The organism is Paenibacillus etheri (assembly GCF_001012825.1).
In the GTDB taxonomy this organism is placed as follows: domain Bacteria; phylum Bacillota; class Bacilli; order Paenibacillales; family Paenibacillaceae; genus Paenibacillus_AQ; species Paenibacillus_AQ etheri.
On record NZ_LCZJ02000033.1, the window covers coordinates 466,065 to 484,444 of the forward strand.

Annotated in this window: 14 protein-coding genes; 2 read left to right on the plus strand and 12 right to left on the minus strand. The window is 46.7% G+C overall.

The window, feature by feature from the left end; translation table 11 throughout:
- Positions 1-75: 75 nt before the first annotated feature.
- From UQ64_RS21575 to UQ64_RS21585, 3 genes are all read right to left on the minus strand, one after another.
- On the minus strand, positions 76-1,539 hold the full coding sequence (locus UQ64_RS21575; RefSeq protein ID WP_060625512.1) for a glycosyltransferase: 1,464 nt from the start codon (positions 1,537-1,539) through the stop codon (positions 76-78).
- A 382-nt stretch (positions 1,540-1,921) separates the two neighbouring features.
- On the minus strand, positions 1,922-3,037 hold the full coding sequence (locus UQ64_RS21580) for a CgeB family protein (protein ID WP_060625680.1): 1,116 nt from the start codon (positions 3,035-3,037) through the stop codon (positions 1,922-1,924).
- Positions 3,038-3,088: 51 nt separating this feature from the next.
- Positions 3,089-4,105: a CgeB family protein gene (locus UQ64_RS21585; protein ID WP_082651250.1), complete on the minus strand. Its 1,017-nt coding sequence runs from the start codon at positions 4,103-4,105 to the stop codon at positions 3,089-3,091.
- 330 nt (positions 4,106-4,435) lie between these two features.
- On the opposite strand from UQ64_RS21585, the gene UQ64_RS21590 reads away from it, so the two are divergent.
- The gene (locus tag UQ64_RS21590) at positions 4,436-5,188 is read left to right on the plus strand and encodes an AAA family ATPase (protein ID WP_060625514.1); all 753 of its coding nucleotides are present in this window, start codon (positions 4,436-4,438) and stop codon (positions 5,186-5,188) included.
- A gap of 92 nt (positions 5,189-5,280) precedes the next feature.
- Here the strand turns inward: UQ64_RS21590 and wsfD are convergent, their stop codons facing one another.
- The 9 genes from wsfD to UQ64_RS21635 form a co-directional block, all read right to left on the minus strand.
- The gene (gene wsfD / locus UQ64_RS21595; RefSeq protein WP_060625515.1) at positions 5,281-6,696 is read right to left on the minus strand and encodes a glycan biosynthesis hexose transferase WsfD; all 1,416 of its coding nucleotides are present in this window, start codon (positions 6,694-6,696) and stop codon (positions 5,281-5,283) included.
- A gap of 8 nt (positions 6,697-6,704) precedes the next feature.
- The gene (locus UQ64_RS21600; protein ID WP_060625516.1) at positions 6,705-8,597 is read right to left on the minus strand and encodes an LTA synthase family protein; all 1,893 of its coding nucleotides are present in this window, start codon (positions 8,595-8,597) and stop codon (positions 6,705-6,707) included.
- Positions 8,598-8,662: 65 nt separating this feature from the next.
- Complete coding sequence (locus UQ64_RS21605) at positions 8,663-9,331, minus strand: hypothetical protein (RefSeq protein WP_060625517.1); 669 nt, start codon at positions 9,329-9,331, stop codon at positions 8,663-8,665.
- A gap of 470 nt (positions 9,332-9,801) precedes the next feature.
- Positions 9,802-10,314, minus strand: coding sequence for a GNAT family N-acetyltransferase (locus UQ64_RS21610; protein WP_060625518.1), 513 nt, complete (start codon positions 10,312-10,314; stop codon positions 9,802-9,804).
- 141 nt (positions 10,315-10,455) lie between these two features.
- Positions 10,456-10,872: a FliH/SctL family protein gene (locus UQ64_RS21615; protein ID WP_060625519.1), complete on the minus strand. Its 417-nt coding sequence runs from the start codon at positions 10,870-10,872 to the stop codon at positions 10,456-10,458.
- A gap of 4 nt (positions 10,873-10,876) precedes the next feature.
- Positions 10,877-11,179, minus strand: coding sequence for a hypothetical protein (locus UQ64_RS21620; protein WP_060625520.1), 303 nt, complete (start codon positions 11,177-11,179; stop codon positions 10,877-10,879).
- Entirely contained in the window at positions 11,176-11,520 is a 345-nt protein-coding gene (locus UQ64_RS21625; protein WP_060625521.1) for an alpha-helical endospore appendage domain-containing protein, read from the minus strand. Before UQ64_RS21625 ends, UQ64_RS21620 begins: the two co-directional genes overlap by 4 nt.
- A gap of 24 nt (positions 11,521-11,544) precedes the next feature.
- Positions 11,545-11,832 carry a hypothetical protein gene (locus UQ64_RS21630; RefSeq protein WP_060625522.1) on the minus strand — a complete coding sequence of 96 codons (288 nt, stop codon included), beginning with the start codon at positions 11,830-11,832 and terminating at the stop codon, positions 11,545-11,547.
- A 203-nt stretch (positions 11,833-12,035) separates the two neighbouring features.
- Positions 12,036-17,195: a glycosyl hydrolase family 8 gene (locus UQ64_RS21635; RefSeq protein WP_082651251.1), complete on the minus strand. Its 5,160-nt coding sequence runs from the start codon at positions 17,193-17,195 to the stop codon at positions 12,036-12,038.
- Positions 17,196-17,423: 228 nt separating this feature from the next.
- On the opposite strand from UQ64_RS21635, the gene UQ64_RS21640 reads away from it, so the two are divergent.
- On the plus strand, positions 17,424-18,344 hold the full coding sequence (locus UQ64_RS21640; protein ID WP_245238144.1) for an AraC family transcriptional regulator: 921 nt from the start codon (positions 17,424-17,426) through the stop codon (positions 18,342-18,344).
- Positions 18,345-18,380: the final 36 nt, after the last annotated feature.

Here is an 18,380-nt window from a genome sequence, read left to right on the forward strand (position 1 = left end):
ACCGGATTTGCGGGAATCTGGGGCATTAATACCCCTCTTTTCGCTCACCTGGCCGGATTTGCGGCAAACGGGGCTTTACGCCGCACGCCGCCGCCCACCCCGGCGGGCTCGGCGGCGCTTGCCCCCGGCGGTGCTCCGCCGCCGGGCAGAACCCTTACGCCGCTTGCGAGCAACGCGGCGCAAAACCAGCGGGCGCCCGCTTCGCCGGCGCGCCCGGGCTTTGCCGCGTCGCTTGCGGGCTACGCGGCTCGGCAGGCCCTTGCTTCGCGGCAAAGCCGGCGTCGCTGCGGGCAATTCGGGCAGGACAGCAGGTGGTTCCACCACGCTGTCGGCCTCGCGCACCGGTGGTGCGCTGCAATAGCGGAGGCTCCACATCTCCGCAAGACCCTGCAGGCGGCTCCGATAAGCCGCCGGACCATAAACGGCGTCGACGCGCTCCCGCGCTTGGGCGCCTATGGTTATCGCCAGTCCCGGCTGCGCCAGCATGACGTTGACTCTTTCGGCCAGCGCGGAAATGTCCGATGCTGGTACGAGATTTTCACCGCAGCCCGCTGCGTGCAGAATTTCCCGCAAGCCCCCGGAGTCGTAAGCGACCACGGGCTTTCCAAAAGCCATTCCTTCCAAAGCGGTCATTCCGAAGCCTTCGCGGATCAGACTGGGGACAACTAGCACATCCATAGCGCAATAAGCAGATGGAAGACATTCAGCATAACCAACAAATTTAAAGCGGGTATACAGCCCCTCAAGCTTTACCTTGCGGACACAGCGATCATAGTAGCTTTTATCACCAGCTGAACCTATGACAACAAATTTCGTACTAGGATGGACTGCGTACACAAGCACAGCCATTTTCACAAAATGTTCCAGTCCTTTTTCCTTATTTATAAAGGAAGATATATAACCGATCAGCTGCTCCTGCGGTTTAATCCTTAACTCTCGCCGTCGTTCGCCCCGAAGCTTACTCCAAGCCTCAATCATCATCTCTTTGTCATTCCAAGAAGGGGGAAGCTGGATCACTTTCTCCGCTCTCACTTCCTCTGGAAAGCAAGCTGCTGCCGTCTGTGAAATAGCCAGAATCTCATCACTATTTCGATGAATCAGCCCTACACTTATAGGTGTATATTCATTGTCTGTTATCGTCTCTGATATTTTCCATACCACCGGAATGCCCAGTGACTTGGCAGCCATTGCTGGCAAAGCATGCACACAGGTACTTGTAATAATAAACGCCGGGCGTAGAGAGGCCAGCCAGTCTGTTAATTCGTGATACTCCCTGCCTTCCTGGAACTTACGAGCATCCGCCTCCAACCCTGCATAAGGAGTGTACATACCGTATACAAGAGGAATCGAGAGCAACTGTACGCTTATTCCGCAGCTTCGAGCCTGAGCAGTCAGCTTGCCGTCCTGAGGTGCAACGAGAATACAATTAAAGTACGGAGAAAGCTCCTGAGCGAAAAACAACAATAGCTTCTCCGCTCCGGTAATACTGCGTGTATTGGATACATGTGAAAAGAGGACGATTGTAGCTTTATCAGCCATGGCGTTTCGGCGCTCCCTAACGAGGGCCTGGAGCAGCCATTCACCTCCCTAAAAGTTTTACGAAGCGTTGCTCAAGTTTCTTACTTCGCAGTAAAACTCGCTTCGGAAGCATCCGCTTAGTTTTACGAAGTGTTACTTAGTTTCTTACTTCGCAGTAAAACTCGCATCGGAAACATCCGCTTAGCCCGAGCCTCGCCCTCTCAGCCCATAACTCACTTTCGCCTCCGCTCAGCTATACAAGCCGCTACAGATGAGCTTCCTTTCATCAGGTTACAGGCATACGCCGAGGTCCGGTTCTACAGTATATCGAGGAAAAACAGATGCCGGCACGACACCTGTCCCCTGCTAAATGCACATTTCCATATCCAGTTCATACACAAGCCTAGCTGTAAATTATCGCTAACATCTGGAAAATACGTTTTGCGTAGGTGTGATCCTTAAGCGTCCGTTCAAAAGCGCGCAGCGCAATCGCCCGGCGTTCCTCCTCATGGGTTAGGTAATAACGGATTTTATCCATCATTTCCTGAGGACTCGCAAAGGTCTCAATTTCTTCCCCTGGTTTGTAGAAGGATCCCATATCATCTCTAGCATCTACTAATTGCAACGTGCCCGTTGCTGCAATTTCAAAGGTACGCGGATTAGGAGAAACGGCAGGAATCGAGAGCGTATTGTTGTTAACTACTTCATCAATGTGCGAGCGATGGAGATTAATGACGATTTTGGAGCCGCTGTAAGCTACTGCTGTCTCTTGCGGGGACATCCATTTCCCAATTTCAATACGGTCACCGTAGAGCGGAGCCTCAGGCAGACGATCCCACCAGATTCCGTTAATTACCGTGTTATAGTTCATCAGATCAGGAAGAATCTCACGGAAGAAGTTGACCCGGTTCCAATAGGCGGAGCCAATAAAGCTAACTTCACGATTTATTTGCGAACGTGTTGTGGTAGGACGGTAGTGTTCCAGATGGGCAGCAAAGGGAAGATAATGTACCTCAGGGCAACCGAGTCCCCGGTAGAAATCAATACAATTACGTTCAAGAGTGAATACAAAATCGTAATGCGCCACAATCTTGATCGTAAAGTCAGTGTAATAAGGATCATCTGTAAGCCAAATAGCTGTCCGAACGCCACTAGTGCGAATAGCATCGATCTGTTCAAGAGGTAAGTCCATACCGTCCAGCACCAGTACCAGATCTGGTCTTTGAGCTGCTGCCAGCTCTATTAGATTTTGCCGCACATCCGTAATCGTGACTTGAGCTGTTAATTTTTGCAGAGCGCAAAGAACCGCATCATCTAAAGGAGAGTAAGGGTATCCTTTGCCAGATGCGACATACATGACATGAATATTCCGGACAGGAAATACTTCTTCTTGTCGACCATTCAGAATTGCAAGGCGCCCCCGTAAATAGCCCTCATCATAGCCACCCTTGAAACCACTCAAACGACCACGCAGCTTTTCTTCCTCTGGAGGTGTCAGAGGTAATGGAGGTGTAGGCATAATAAATTCATTGTTATTCATAATCCTCGCTCCTTTATCCCGTTATAGATTTCATACACGTGAAGCAATCACATTCAGCAAATGAGGCAAACGCGCAGTGAATGTATGGTTGCGCATTGTAGTCCGTAATCCTCGTAAAGCGTAGAGACGACGCTCCTTTTCATGCTTCAGATAGTACTCAATCTTCTGCTGTAATTCCTTAGCGGAGCCAAAAGTATCCAGATCATAACCAGGTCGATAATAATTGCCCAGATCCTCACGAACATCCGTAAGCTGCATAGTACCGCAGGCGCTGATCTCATAGGTGCGTGGATTGATGGAACGTGAAGGAAGGCGGTAGCTATTACGGTTATCCTGACCCTCTTCCCACGGGCGGTGAATATTAATGACTATTTTTGCACCACTGTAGTAGTTCGCTGTTTCCTCAGGCGGGATAAAGCCATTGCTGATAAAAGGTGTAAGTTGATCATAGGTTGCGAGGCGCTCCCAGAATCCCCCAGCGATAAGCACTTTCTTCCCCTTAAGATAAGGTGCTAGTTCGTCGAACAGCTCTGTCCGATTACGAAATGCATTTCCAATAAATACAATGTCATACTGATACTGCGGGCCGGTACGCCTTGGGTAGAACATCTTTGGATTGACACATAGTGGCAAATAATGAACCGATGACACCCCAAGAGATTGATAGAACTCCACACAACCCAGCTCATGTGTAAATACGTGATCATAATGCCTACAAATGACTGAAGTGTCCTCTGTAAAATAAGGATCATCCACAAACCAGATGGCGGTTGGGATGCCTAGTTTTCTTATCTCTGAAATCTGCTCTAAATGATTTTCCGGGAATACATGAAGCCCATTCATCACTAGCACTGCTCCAGGCATTTCCCGTGCCGCAGTTTCCAACATCGTTTCAGGAGTGCTTATTACAAGCTCACTTACAAGCTGCTGCAGCGCCTCCGTTACGCCAGTGTCGATCGCCTGAAATCCTTGAGGAACATACATTAACTTAAACGGTCGGCTGGCTTCGACCCCAGGAGTATTCAGACGCTGTACAGCCTCACACATGCCAAGACGATATCCTTCGTGATAACCGTCGCGGTATTCCCGCGGACGCTTGTGTTTTTTTCTCTTTCTCGCTTTCACGGCCTTCACCCTGCCCCGTCGTATTCTCAAGACAGTATAACTATATGCGGAGTCAGCACTCGCCTCATGGACATCTGTCATTACTAGAACTAAATTGGCAGATGTACCCTGTCTTTTGCCCGGCTTGCCCGAACCTTAGAAGATTTCATCCACTCGAAGGATGCTGGTATACTATAAAGGTCTAGCTTGAGACTCTACTCTCGTCATATCTGAGCGGAAATGATTATTTATGGCATTTACAAGGGGGACACTATGAATAACAACACGTTGTACTTGCGCCATGCAGAACTGCTTCGTGGTCAGGTTCCATCATTCCAAACCTATCCATTTCATCTGCCCGCCGTAAGAACACTGGATCGTCTTATTTTTCAGAAGCCAGTAACCTTTCTTGTCGGTGAGAATGGAACTGGGAAATCTACCTTGTTAGAGGGAATTGCTGCAGCGTGGGGCTTTAACCCTGAAGGTGGAACCCTTAACTTCTCTTTTAACACTCGTTCCTCGCATTCGAGTCTCTATGAGTATTTTAGAATTGCTAGAGGGGTTAGACGTCCGAAGGATGGCTTTTTTCTACGCGCGGAGAGCTATTATAATGTGGCTTCCTACATTGATGAATTGGATGAACAACCCGGTGGTCCACCGATCAAAAACTCCTACGGAGGCAAGTCTCTGCACGAGCAGTCTCACGGAGAGTCTTTTTTTGCAGCATTCGTTCACCGCTTCGGAGGTCGTGGTCTTTATATCCTTGACGAGCCTGAAGCGGCGCTATCTCCTCTGCGGCAAATGTCTCTCTTAGTGCGTATGCATGAGCTAGTACAGCAGGATTCACAGTTTATTATCGCCACCCATTCGCCCATTCTGATGTCCTATCCCGGAGCTGAAATCTTTCTCCTAGAGGGGGAGGGCATTCGATCTGTCGCCTTGGAGGAAACGGAGCACTACACCGTGACAAAAGCATTTATGAATGACCGTCAGGGCATGCTGCGTGAGCTATTAGAGGATGAATAACAAGGACAAGAATAAATGCTTTGACATCCCTAAAATAAAAAAAACAGCAAGTCTCCATAATCGGAAACTTGCTGTTTGATTTATTTCTTAGATTAACGTCTTACAATCCCCGCTATCTTATGCACAATCCATCCGAACATGACTACAACCATCATATCAAAGCACACATTAAACAAGAATAAATGCTTACCGATGTCAGCCCTTCCGTCCCCAAGAATCGGAACCAAGAAGGAGAAAAGCCCTATCAGTCCCAATAACATCAGCAGCTCACCAGCAACTCTCCCCCGAACATCCCGGCTACGGAAATATTGGAACAGTGCCCCGGCAAAGTACACCAGATAGAATAAGGAGAGAAATCCGAGCGTATGCGGAATATGCTTGTTCTTGAATTCGCTCCACCCGCTGTAAGTATACGATAATGCGCCTGCGGGCTTATTTTCACTCTTCTCATAATTCCCTAGATAATAAGGGCGAATCGCCATACCGTTACTCGCAGCATATTCCATATTATCTATTAGCCGTCCCGGGTGCTTTAGATAGAAGAACAATACATCCTTATGGGATACTCGGTCGTAGAAATCTGGTACCAGCGATGGATCATCCTGCTTAATGACTGTATCGGTCTGAAAATAATTCGTGCCCGCAAGTACCTCCAACCGTTCCGGCAATCCGAGATCCTGCAAATCTCCCTTCACATCCAGTGATTCGTTTAATATCCCAAAAAACACGGTCTGATACAGATTAATATGCTTCAGCTCTTTCGGCGCCGTCACGTACATAACGATGGATACCAGAAATATCGCAATCGAAAAGCGTAAGGCCAGCTTCCTCCATTTCTTCTCACCGTCAAGCGTCATAAACCGCAGGAAGATCAGTGCAAAGGCAATCCCAATCGGCGCATTCTGAATTTTGGAGGTGACCAGAAACAGAATCGCGATAAAGAACAAGGTTAGCCCTTTTGTCGTAGGCTTTTCTTGGCTAGTTAGTCTTAACCCCAGCGCAAAGGTCAGCAGCATGAACACCATCGATACCGGTTCTCCAAACAAGGAGTTAAAGTATGCCAAATACCCAATATCGTAAAATACAAATAATATAGCTGCACCTAGCAGCAGCCCCGTAACATAAGAGCCGCGAGCATTGTACTTCACCAGCAGCCAGGTAGCCACCAGTAAAAGAAGACCATAGACTGCACCAAGCAATCTAACATCAAAAAAGCTTCCATGGATAAGCCCACCGATCAATCTCGGTACAAGTACGAGCAAAATCTGTGAGGAAGGATAAAAGCCTCTGAACAAATTCTCATACGCAAAACGGGAATGACTGTAATTAAAAAACTGGTCGGTATACGATGCTGCAGTATCATAGTAGTTCAGACCGATGGTATTCATCATACGCAGAAAATCTCCATTATCGGCAACACCAATAAATGGTCCTACGAAAAGCAGATAAATAATGAGACCGCAGCCAGCAAGGCTTATGAGATACTCCGGTTTCCAGAACTTTTTCATGATTCCCCCTATCTCTGTGGTAACAGCTTCACATATTCGTCAGACAAATTCATAAGCTTCAGTACATACTCGTAATCGCTTTGATACTTCGAGAAGTCCGTTACCGGCTTGAGCGTATCCAGTGACACCGCTTCACCATCTGCAAATCCTTTTCCAGGGACATAGAGAATATCATCATTAAAGAAGGAACCGGAAGGCAGATAGTAACGCATGCCAAACACATTGCGATCAATGTTGAGCAGGTCATGACCAAAGGCTGTAAAACCTTCTTGTTGTAGTGAAACCCCCATTAAATTAGCGATCGTAGGAAGGATATCCAGTTGTCCTCCGGTACGCTCTACTACTTGCCCTTGCTCCATTCCTGGCACACGTACAATGAATGGAATATTAAAGCGGCTAATTCGTGAATCGTATGGAATACCAAGTGCGCTTTCCACTTGCTCTGGTGGAACATCTTGAGGCTGCAGGCCAAAGTGATCGCCATACATTACCAGAATAGTGTTATCCCACAATCCATTTTTTTCCAAACTTTCTATTAAAGTACCTATGGCATAATCAGTATAGCTTATAGCAGTCAAATAATCACCAAGCATCGTATTCTTCAAATTATCAGGGACAGTGATTTTCTTAAAAGAATCTGGAATTTCAAACGGATGATGACTGGATGCTGTCACCATCTGTGCGTAGAAAGGAGTTCCTTTCTTCTTCAGCTCTGCCAATTTTTCGACACCCGTAATATACAGCTGTTCATCGGAAGCACCAAACGCATTAAAATGATCATTTGTAAAATAATCTTTGTCATAATAGCCGTTAAACCCAAGTGCCGGATACAGCTCATTCCGATTCCAAAACCCTACTTTATTCACATGAAAGGTGTACGCCTCATACCCTTTATCCCTCAGCAGTCGTGGTAAGCTTGGCAGCTCTCTATCCCCGAATCCGGTAGACATAGCCAAAGTACCAATCGGATAAATAGACGTATTGCTCATGAATTCAGCGTCAGACGTATTCCCTGGACCAATCTGCTGGTAGACATGAGGAAAATAAAAGCCCTCATCCGCTAGCTTATTCATGACTGGCGTCAGCTCCTGACCATTCAGGGATTGATGCAACGGGAAATTCTGAAAAGCTTCTAATTGCAGCACAATTACATTTTTGCCCTTTTGTGAGCCAAAATAATCAGGAGTCGTACCCGCTGGCTTGTCACTATATGGATAGGAAGATTGCAGCGCTTCAACCTTCGCAATTGTATCCTTAACATCACCCGTTCCAATGAGATTGTTATCTTCATTAATCTTAATCGCTGCGACGACCTCATAATTTAAAAATCCGGCAGTTTCTGCTTGCACAAGCTCATTCGTAATCCCACGAGCAGAGTGGACGGAATATGCCGATAAAGAAAAACCTCCAATAATGGATACCAGAATCACCACCACATGCACTAATCCTGTCTTCCGGGAGCTTAAGCGTTCACGCGGGTAGGTCTTTCCTTGTTTCCATCTGCGAATCAAACCATAGATTGCGAAGATGACAAAATCCGCGAAGAATAAGTAATCAATACTCTTTATGGTAGATTCTACACTTGCCTTCACTTGAAATACCTGATTGATTTCAGATAAGGCTAGGTAGGTTGGAACAGAACCAAAGTGATTAAAATATACAGCGGCTGCGAACAGCAACAGCGATAAAAAGCCGTTAAATATCCAATAGACGGTTGTTTTCATCCTAGATGGCGTAATCACCGTTAAAATCCCCATAATAAAAAGGACTGGCGCTACATCCGCTGCAATCCATTCCCAAGCAATTCTATCAAAGAACAACACTCTCAGAAGCAACAGCTTTAACCATAACAATATAACAACGATAAAAAAATGGGCGCGATCTGGCCCTTGCTTTTTCATTATAATCCCCTCTTACATGTTCATTTGTTCGAAATATCAAATCTATTCTAGTATCTTGTAAAATATCAGATTGTTCTAGTATAACAATACTTACTTTTTTTATCAAAATGGTAGAATTCTCTTCCACTAAAAAAAGAGATGTCCCGCTGCCCTTTCGGCTTTGGAACATCCCTGTTAGCTATTGATTGGTCAATCCTCAGACGATCGAAGTATGCTTCATTCTTCTCAAAGAGTCCACCCTCAAATAGCTCCCCATCAAACAAATCAGCTTGAGGTTCAACCTCCAGTCCATCTTCGGTATCCAATTGTATATTTAACTCTCCGGTCGCCTTTTGTCCCACCCATTTAATAGCACTACTCCCTTTAGGAATATTCAGAATAACTTCCTCATCCTTTTCCCCACTCCAAATAGTGGTTAATTGCTGATCTGCTGTAGTCTGAATTAACTTAAATTTTCCACGTTTGTTATTACCCTGTATTTTTATTTTCAATGAAATATCTTCTTGGGAAGTCATCCGCCAGACCGTATACACCCCAGAAAATCCACTGTATTGAATAACAGCGTGTTCCTCGTTGATCTCCCCCTTTTTATTTGAAAATGTAAAACTGTCCCCAACCTCCAATAATCTGTTCTCATTATTAAACACATTCTCTTGTTTACTCGCAAAACCTCCACAACCACCCAACCATAAAATTGCACATGCAATAACCATTAACTTAACCGAACGGTTCAATTACAAATCACTCCTTTTTAAAATCCAAGGGTTCCAGCTGTTTAACAAGCCTATGGCGATATAATTCATAGTGATCAATGGATTCTGTGATATCATTTGGGATTTCCCCCATGTATAGCTTATCTTTTTGTAATTGATCTTCAGATAACTTAATCCACATTGAAGCAATATATGGTATTCTTCAAGCTCTGCTTTTCTTACAATAGATACGAAATACATTTAATGCTATGATTTTACATCTAAATACATATTAATCCAGTTAAAAATGTTATATATTCCTTATTATTCAAATTAAAACACAAAAAAAGCCTCTATTTCAGAGGCTTCTTACATGTCATTCACTCAAACTTCATCCGGAAAGTAATATTCTCATACATATTCAGCGCGAAACTGATAACAGCTCATAGATAAATTGATTTTACTAGTCCTTCAGGTTGCATTCCTGCCAACACTACTATCAATTCACCATCTCAAACCCTCAGGACTTTCTCGAATACCGGAAAATTCGCCGTGCGCCCCGGAAAAGTCACCTCACCCCTGTGGTCATAGCCCAGCTTGGGATAAAGGGCGAGTGCCCTGGTGTTCTTGGCGTATGTATCCATACGGATACTTGAATAACCATTCTGGCGAGCATATTCTTCCGCATAAGTGCTAAGACGGCGTGCAATCCCCTTCCCTTGAACTTCGGGATGCACAGCCAATCTATGCATAATTAAATGAGGTCCTTGCGTTTCGGTCCAGTCAATCTCCTCATACTGCTCGGATTGGTGCTCGTCCAACACCAGAATGCCGGTCACCGCATTGTTCTCCGCACATACCCATAGATTGCCGTGTTCAATATCAAGGGAGATGATCTCCCGGTTCGGATAATGCTCGTCCCACTGATCACTGCCACCCGCTTGCATCACTTGGATGCATTTGGCAATCAGCTCCATAATTTCATCAATTTCATCCTTGCGTGCTCTACGAATCTCACTGCCCATGAATCATCCCTGCCTTCATCTTAACCTCATTTTAATTTTCACTTTCATTATGAAGTTTATCACATCGGCAGCGTAGCAAACCAGCCCGTCTAAGAATCCCAAGACCCGCCCGTGGGCGGAGCGGATCTTGTCATCTGTCCCCTAGTTAAACTCCAGCTTATGCCCGTCCTCGAAGCCCTTGGCGAAACCGGCGTCGAACCCCACGTTGTATGCTTCGGTGTAGCCCTGCTGAAAGGCGTCTGCCGGTGGCGTTTCCGGCGAAACGCCAAGGTCCGGGGGGAGCGGAATGACCTGTGGAGCAGGTGGAGCCTCGATAACCGGCACTACATGAACTGGTGCTTGAATAACCCTTACCTTTCGAACAAGCTTACGGCGGAGCCTTCTTTTCTTACGTACCAGAAGGCCTTTCTTTGTCTTTCCATAACGAACGATTTTCCGAGAAAGTCCTCTGCGAGGTTTGCGGGCTAGACCTCTACGCACTTTCGTTTTCCGCGAGAGCAGCAGTGTGCGTTTGCGGGTTCTGCCTGAACGTAATGTTCTAAGGCTCTTTTTCTTCATGCTTCTATTCCTCCTGTGCTCCATGATCTCTGGAGGTTCCTACGGCGTATGCCTTGCTCAGCCATGGCGCAGCAGGAATTCCCCGTTTCGGTTGATGCAGTGAAATCCCGGTCATCATCCGGCACATCGCGCTCTGATACCCACTAAGGATTCTGATATTGTCGCTCAATTTGCGGGCCGTCAGCTCAGATTGCCCCGTCAATTCGGCGATGCTCTCCAAGATGGCCGCCAAAGCAGCCTGACTGCGCGAAATGGAGCGGATCATCTCCAACTTGACGGCATGTTCAGAGAGACGGTCCCCGCTCATTTGCTGTCTTCCCCAAAACTGAACCCATCACCTGACACGTCTCCAAAACCTTCCCCGCCGCCATCATCTTCACCACTGCCCAGCACTGCTTTAAGATTGCTGTAGAGTCCGTTCTCCAGTTTAGTCAGCCCTTCGACCATTTCCACGATAACTTCGTGAATGGAGATGGATTCCTTTAGCTGCTCTTCGTGAGATTCGAAAGCTCTCGCGTGGATATGATGCTGCGCCCACTGTTTTACCTTTTCAGCTTCAACCGCCTTAGCTTCCAGAATCATCGCAATGTTCCACTGGATAGTGGCGGTCGACTCCAGCATTTGCAGATAAGCCTTTTCTCTGCTCATCATCCGCCTCCTGCTCCTATAGCGTTACTCTTCGTCTTGACCGTTCAATTCCTTAATCACTCTGCCTACCCCTTCAGCCATCGCTTCTTCCAGATCTGCAAGTGCGTTCAAGTAAGCAATAATATTCTTGTTTACTTGAGTTGAGCTTTCGATCATCCCGCTGATACCGTCAAAACCGGGATCTGCATCTGGCAGATCGTGGACAATTTGCGACATACGGACAGCCACATGGCGCTCAGCGTCTAGAATCCGCGCCATTTGTTCATGCGTATGGGCCATGTGCTGCAGGACTTTAGTTATTTTATTCTGCACCTTCATGTCTCCTTTGCTCAAACGCCCTGCTACAGCATATGCGGCAGAAGCCGGGACGGTGCCGAGGATATAAAGGCAAGTTACGGCTCTAAACAAGCGGATTGGCAGACGCAGGATACTTTAGAAGATTGGAACAGGCCGTGTAAATGGAAAATAAAAGGCCAACAGCCCGATCCATTGGAACGGGCTGTTGGCCTTTTGGATTAATAATATTTATTAATAATTCTGTAAAAAAGAACCGCCGTTTCGGCGCGGGTTGCAGCTCCCGTTGGATGGAGTAATTTCCCGTCACCAAGGACAATGCCCTCCCTGACCAATACGGCTGCTGCCTTCACGGCATAATCAGCCACTTTGGAGGCATCCGCAAATTTGCCAAGGTCGGAGATGGAACTGGCATCTGCTAATTTTCCTGACTTCTGCAATGCTCTTACGATGAATACCATCATATCCTGCCGGGAAATCTCTGCTCCCGGATTGAACCTGTTACCGCCGACTCCGCTGGCAATGCCCAATTGTTTGGCAATTCCCAACGCTTCATAATAGTATGCGTCCTGATCGGCATCTGCAAAGCTCACTTCAAAACCAGCCTTTAAATCAAACGCTCTGACCAAAATCAATATAAAGTCCGCTCTTTTCATCTTGGCACCCGGTTCGAAGAAAGTACTAGACGTTCCCTGAACGATTCCTTTAGCCGCCAGAGCTTCAATCGCCTCCTTGGCCCACAAGAAAGGGCTGCCGATATCACTGAAAGCAGATCTAGTTGGTTCCGGTGCCGGGGTTGTCGCCGGAACTTCACTTGGCTTCACCGCTGCCGGCGTTGGAGTAGGAGTTGGTGTTGAACTGCCCCCTCCTCCGCTGCCGCCTGAGCCACCGTCCCCGCTGGCCTTTAATGTAGATACGATTCTCACATTGCTTATCTTGGACGTATTTCCTGCTGCATCAACAGCTATAATATAGTATTTGTACTGGGTATCCGTAGATAACCCGCTATCTCTGTATTCTGTTGCCTTTAGGGTCTTGATTTCAACGTCATTGCGGTAAATCTTGTATCCCGTCACTCCCAAATTATCCGTGGAAGGTGTCCATTTTAGATCAATGGCAGAACTGGATACCGCTTCCGCTCTCTCTATTGTTGGTTCCATGGGAGCCTCAGTATCAACGATGGTTGGTGTCCACCAGTTGCCGGATACCACAATCATGCTGAGCAAACGCAGATTATTGCCAAAATATAAATCGTCTTCGGTTGAGACGGCCGCATTGTGATCCCATAATTTATTGAGCCACTCCTGATTGGAGGAATCAATCATGGCGCTAACCATCATGGGTGCAGAGAAGGAAATATCTGCATAATCATTTAATGCTGCCGAGCCGTCAAGCTTATATCCCGCAAGAATCTTGTTCGGATCATTATCCGCCATGGTTCGAATCCAGCGATTCAACGCGCCGAGCTGCCCTTTAGCTCGGGTGTCGCCTGTCAGGAGATAATCCGTACCGATCCGCCAAGGTATACGGGAAGAGTTGTAGTTGTAATCTCCGTCATTTTCCGATTCCAGGAAGTATCCATCCGGGGTATCCCATTTCTTCTGGCTTACCGGTTTGTATTTCCCATCGGCATTGTCTTTGTACACAAAGTCCGGCAACAAACCGGCTTTCGGACTGTAATTTTCATACAGACTATTAATGATGTTGTACGTCTTATCGGCAACACGGTCCCAATTGGCGTCACCGGATACATTTTTGAAATCTTTCAAATGCTGCAGCATAAAATCAGACGGACGTGTAGCATTGCCGAACATGGGATCATTGTCACTGACCCAATCCGCTAATTTCAATGTCCACTCGGAATGGTTGACATCGCTTTTCATAATGGCGTTGATTACCTTTTTGGCCTGGGACAAGTAGTTAATCTCCCCGCTGCTGCCCCATTGGCTGTCGGCAAGCAGGAGGGCGTAAGCAATGTCCATATCGCCGTCGGTTGCTGAATCCACACCATTGATATCTATTATTTCCGTGCCGGTATCCGCTTGCTGCCAGGCCATTAAATCGGGATTGATTTCGCTTGGATGTGCTCTGAAATAGCGATACATCCCGTCAAAATACTTCTTAGCCTCCGGATCATGACCCGCGAGCAAAGCGGTAATCAGCATTCCGTAGCCATGTGCTTCCGAAACTGTAATCTCATTATTCTCAAACCAGTCGCCGTCGCTATACCACACGTAATATTGGTCTGACTGATATGGATTTTGTTTCAGATATTTCGTTTTCCACTCGTTATATAATCTGCCCACCGTAGCGTCCAGTTGGGCCTGAGTCAAGTGATTCGGCTTAATGGAGCCTGCCACATAAGACGTATGCTGCGGAAATGCCTTATGGACACCCTCTCCAGTGGATGAAGGTTTGGTCGTTACTTGAACGGTATTGCTCGCCAGTGATTCCATCCCTTCTGCATTATAGGCCTTCACAGCATAACTATAGGCCGTATCGGGAGTTAACCCGGTATCGCCGTAAGAGATTTCCTTCGTCGTGCCGACCTTGCTGCCGTTGCGGTATACGTTGTAGCCCGCTGCCTGGATGTTGCCGGCCGAAGCCGTCCATTTCAGGTTGATTTGGTAAGGAGAAACCGCAGTTCCTTTTAAATCTGAAGGTGCTGAAGGCGGCTCCGACTCACTTGGACCTTCGATTGTGCTGACTTCGACCGGATCTGAATTGATTCTTGTGCCGACCGCTTTGACGATAAATTCATATTTTTTCGCAGGATTGATATCATCTACCGTGTAGCTGTATTCCGTTTGACCTTCCGCTGCCGGTACATATTTACTCCAGTGTGTCTTCACCTTGTCGTTCTTCTCATAAATCCGGAATCCTCTTACCGGTTCTGTACTTGCGGAAGGTGCACTCCAGGTCAGAACCGCCTTGCTGCCGTTCAATTTCACCTTCACCGCTTCCGCCGGGTCCGGCTTGATGTCCGTTCTCTTGATTCCATACTTGTCATATGCCTTTAGTCCGTCTCCAACGGTGTCCGGCTGATTCTCATCCGCTACGGCTGCGGTATACGCTGTAAAGGAAAGCACCCGGTCTGTGATGGAAACATCCGTAAACATCTTCTTCTCCGGCTGTTCGTCGATAGCTGCAAAGTAATCATCATAAGGAACCGGATTCCCTTTTTCGTCCCGAATCTCGCGGGGTTCTCCATTCTCATCCAGTTCATATTGATTGTTCTTATAATAGAATTTATTTCCGAATGCATTGGACATGAGATAGACCGTACCTTTGGGGTTGAGCGCATTGCCCTCTCCATCAAATGTCAGCTTCTCCTTGGGAATAACTTCATCATTGTACATTTGGAAGGATCTCATATACATATGATCATGAGCCTCGAACACCATATCGATACCCATCTCGTCAAAGGCGGGAATCAGGTATTTCTTGTAAAACTGGACGCGATCGTCTTCCCATTGTGCAGAGTTGTCGCCTGCTGCATAGGGGCTTTTGTGAAAAGTAACAAACTTCCACTTCTTGTCGCTGCGGGCGACAGTACTCTTCATCCAGGCCACTTGGTCCCAGAATTGGTCATCCGCCCATTCCACATCTTTCCCATTCTCTGCAAGTGCCCCCGAATACTGCGAATTGAAGATAAGATAGAGTGCATCACCATATTCAAAAGAATACACAGAGCCTTCATTGGTGTCCGCAACAACCTGTTTCGGCAAGTTGAAATGGTTATAGAAGTTGTTATTCGGTGTCGTCTCGTCTCCGTCATAATCCATGACCTCATGACCGCCAAGTACAGGCACATATGGCACTTGCAGCAATTGATTCTGGGCTGCTCCAAGCATCCATTGCCACTGCTCCTCCAAATCACCATTATCCACCAGATCTCCGGCGCTGATCAGGAATTTAGGGTCGCCTATATAATCAGCTGCTTTCCGGAAGGTATCACCCCAAGGCTCAAAGTCAGACTTGCTGGAAGCCTGTGAATCGGAACCGGCGATAAAACGAAAAGGCTGGTGGCCGGCAGCATCCGTAGTGAACGAGCCGATAGAGCTCCAATCACCCGATTTGCCGTTACCTGTCCGAAACTTATAAGCTGTTCCCGGTTGAAGCTGGTCTGCAATGACTTTATGACTGATAAATTTCGTTTTATGGTTCGTGCTTCTGTCGCTTTTACTCATAAAGGTCTCAATTTCTTCGGCCACTCCCTGATAAGTCAAAGCCCCGTTCTCCGGGAAAATGTTCCCCATAACCTTTGAGGCTTCTACAACCTGTACCACGGTATCCGTCATTGCATCCGTATACCAGGCCAAGGCAATGCTCGTCTTTGGATCTCCGTTAAACGTCATATTGATGGATTTAGGAGCAAGAGGCGAATCCTGAACGCCAAAACTCCAGGAAGCTTCCCGAACCAGTGGCACATGATCTGCACCCTTGATAAGCTCCTTGGGTACAGTTACCGTGTAAGACTTCCCATAAGTCAACGGAGGATGGTTTATCCGCAAAGTATCTCTGTTTAAGACTTCAAGTGTAACCCCATCAACCGGTTGATGATTCTCATCGGCAAATCGGACAGCATAACCCGGATCAAGGGTAATGGCCTTGTTGAATTTGATTTCAACGGGAGCTTCGGGAGGCACATTTCCAGAGCCGTCTGCTGGCTGCTGCACAAGATCTACGGTAGGAATGACAGGTTCTTTCCCCGGGATCGGCTCGCCGGACACTTTGATATTTCGGATTCTACTGGAACCTGAACCCCCTATGCCCTCATCATTCCCCCTGGTGTTGCTATCGGAGCTGACAATCCAGCGAATATATAATATTTCCCGATCATTGCTGTTCAGAAGGGGAGTATTCACCAGTCTGCAGGTATCGCCCGGGCAATCAAAACTGGAGACGGCCATTTTAAGATTCGTATTCGGCACATCCTCCCACGTTTTGCGGTCTACACTCGTCTGCACTTTGAAATCACGCGGACCTGACCCGGATGAATTTTGCTCAGAGGATAAGGTGATATTCTCAAATCCGGTTGTAGACACGGTAGCAAGCCAATACTTGTTCCCGTTGCCATTGTCCCAGCCCTGATAGCTGATCGCTTTCTTGCTTACATCCACATCCTCGAACACACCGCCTACATTGCGAAAAGTAGACGCTGTCTCATAGATGCCGTATGTAGCCGAGATTACCCCCACATTTTCAGCGGCCTCATCAAACTCCCATTCGGCAATCGTCTTTACACCGGGTATTGAATCTGAACCGACAGCATCTGGTGCAGGTGCAGCATTTGCAATCTGGTATGGCAGCAGTAAAAGCACAAGCAACAAAGAAATGGATTGGTGCAGCCTTCTTTTCAAATGACCCTTCTTTTGCACTCTCGTTCCCTCTTTTCGCAGATAATAGTTTAAGCGCTTTAACTTTCACTCGCAGCGGACCCTGATTATCTTTCCCCCTCCTTCAATACCATTTATATGTAAATATAGCGCATTCATTTCTATTCAATCTCTGCATATTTTGTTATCGTTAATGATTTTCTACTTTTACCGCTATTTAATTTCTAGCCTGTTCAACAGGTCAATGAACGTGATACGATTGATTCAGGTATGGATCATGTTTCTGCGAGGATCATTCCCGCCGGATTGGAGATGACACCCCTGGAAATCAACTTCTATAAGTCTGATCCCTTTCACATTAGCCGCGAGAAAAAAAATGTCTCAAGTATGCCTTCAATTCATTATCACGATGCTTATGAAATTCTCTACTTAGTGTCTGGAGAGCTGTACTATTTTATAGAAGACCGGACCTTTCAAATCGTCAGTGGGGTTTTATTGTTCATTAACGCCAATGACCTGCACAGACTGATTAATGTAAACGGTACGATGTACGAAAGAGTTACTTTATTGTTTAAAAGGGAGTTCCTTCGCGACTTTTTTGCGGACAGCCCTCTTCCATCCGACCTCTTCTCCTGCTTTCACTCCAGATCAAATGCGATCAAGTTAAGCGGCAACGACCAGATCTTTATCGAGAATCTTTTTAGCAAATTGATTCATGAAGACACCAAGAGACCTCCAGGTTTCGACTACTATCGGAAAATCCTGTTGATGGAGCTGCTGATCTTCATCCAACGAAAAAAGCTTCCGGATCAAAACGAGCATTTTGTAGAAACGAACAAGACCCATAAAAAAATTTCCCAAATCATCCATTTCATCAACGGTAACTTCGCTGAGCCTCTATCTCTGGAATACATATCGAACAGGTTCTCCATAAGCACCTCCCATTTAAGCCGAACGTTCAAGGACACAACCGGTTTTACTTTCATCGAATATATAAATAACACCCGCCTGAAAGAAGCCCGCTCTCTGCTGCAAGACTCCAAATTAACCGTTTCGGAAATCGCTGAGCGTACTGGATTTGGTAACCTGACCCATTTTGGAAGAGTATTTAAAACCATGACCGGAACCTCACCGCTCAAATACCGCAAACAGAACCGGGTTGATGAAGATAATATCTCTACGCAAGCTTGAGATCCGGTGCTTCGTCCGGACTGCTGCGCCAATCAA

Excerpts from the sequence above, each read along its gene's own strand:
- UQ64_RS21575 (WP_060625512.1), bottom strand. The coding sequence starts at position 1,539 with ATGGCTGATAAAGCTACAATCGTCCTCTTTTCACATGTATCCAATACA.
- UQ64_RS21580 (WP_060625680.1), bottom strand. The coding sequence starts at position 3,037 with ATGCCTACACCTCCATTACCTCTGACACCTCCAGAGGAAGAAAAGCTG.
- UQ64_RS21585 (WP_082651250.1), bottom strand. The coding sequence starts at position 4,105 with ATGTGTGAGGCTGTACAGCGTCTGAATACTCCTGGGGTCGAAGCCAGC.
- UQ64_RS21590 (WP_060625514.1), top strand. The coding sequence starts at position 4,436 with ATGAATAACAACACGTTGTACTTGCGCCATGCAGAACTGCTTCGTGGT.
- wsfD (WP_060625515.1), bottom strand. The coding sequence starts at position 6,696 with ATGAAAAAGTTCTGGAAACCGGAGTATCTCATAAGCCTTGCTGGCTGC.
- UQ64_RS21600 (WP_060625516.1), bottom strand. The coding sequence starts at position 8,597 with ATGAAAAAGCAAGGGCCAGATCGCGCCCATTTTTTTATCGTTGTTATA.
- UQ64_RS21610 (WP_060625518.1), bottom strand. The coding sequence starts at position 10,314 with ATGGGCAGTGAGATTCGTAGAGCACGCAAGGATGAAATTGATGAAATT.
- UQ64_RS21615 (WP_060625519.1), bottom strand. The coding sequence starts at position 10,872 with ATGAAGAAAAAGAGCCTTAGAACATTACGTTCAGGCAGAACCCGCAAA.
- UQ64_RS21620 (WP_060625520.1), bottom strand. The coding sequence starts at position 11,179 with ATGAGCGGGGACCGTCTCTCTGAACATGCCGTCAAGTTGGAGATGATC.
- UQ64_RS21625 (WP_060625521.1), bottom strand. The coding sequence starts at position 11,520 with ATGAGCAGAGAAAAGGCTTATCTGCAAATGCTGGAGTCGACCGCCACT.
- UQ64_RS21640 (WP_245238144.1), top strand. The coding sequence starts at position 17,424 with ATGGATCATGTTTCTGCGAGGATCATTCCCGCCGGATTGGAGATGACA.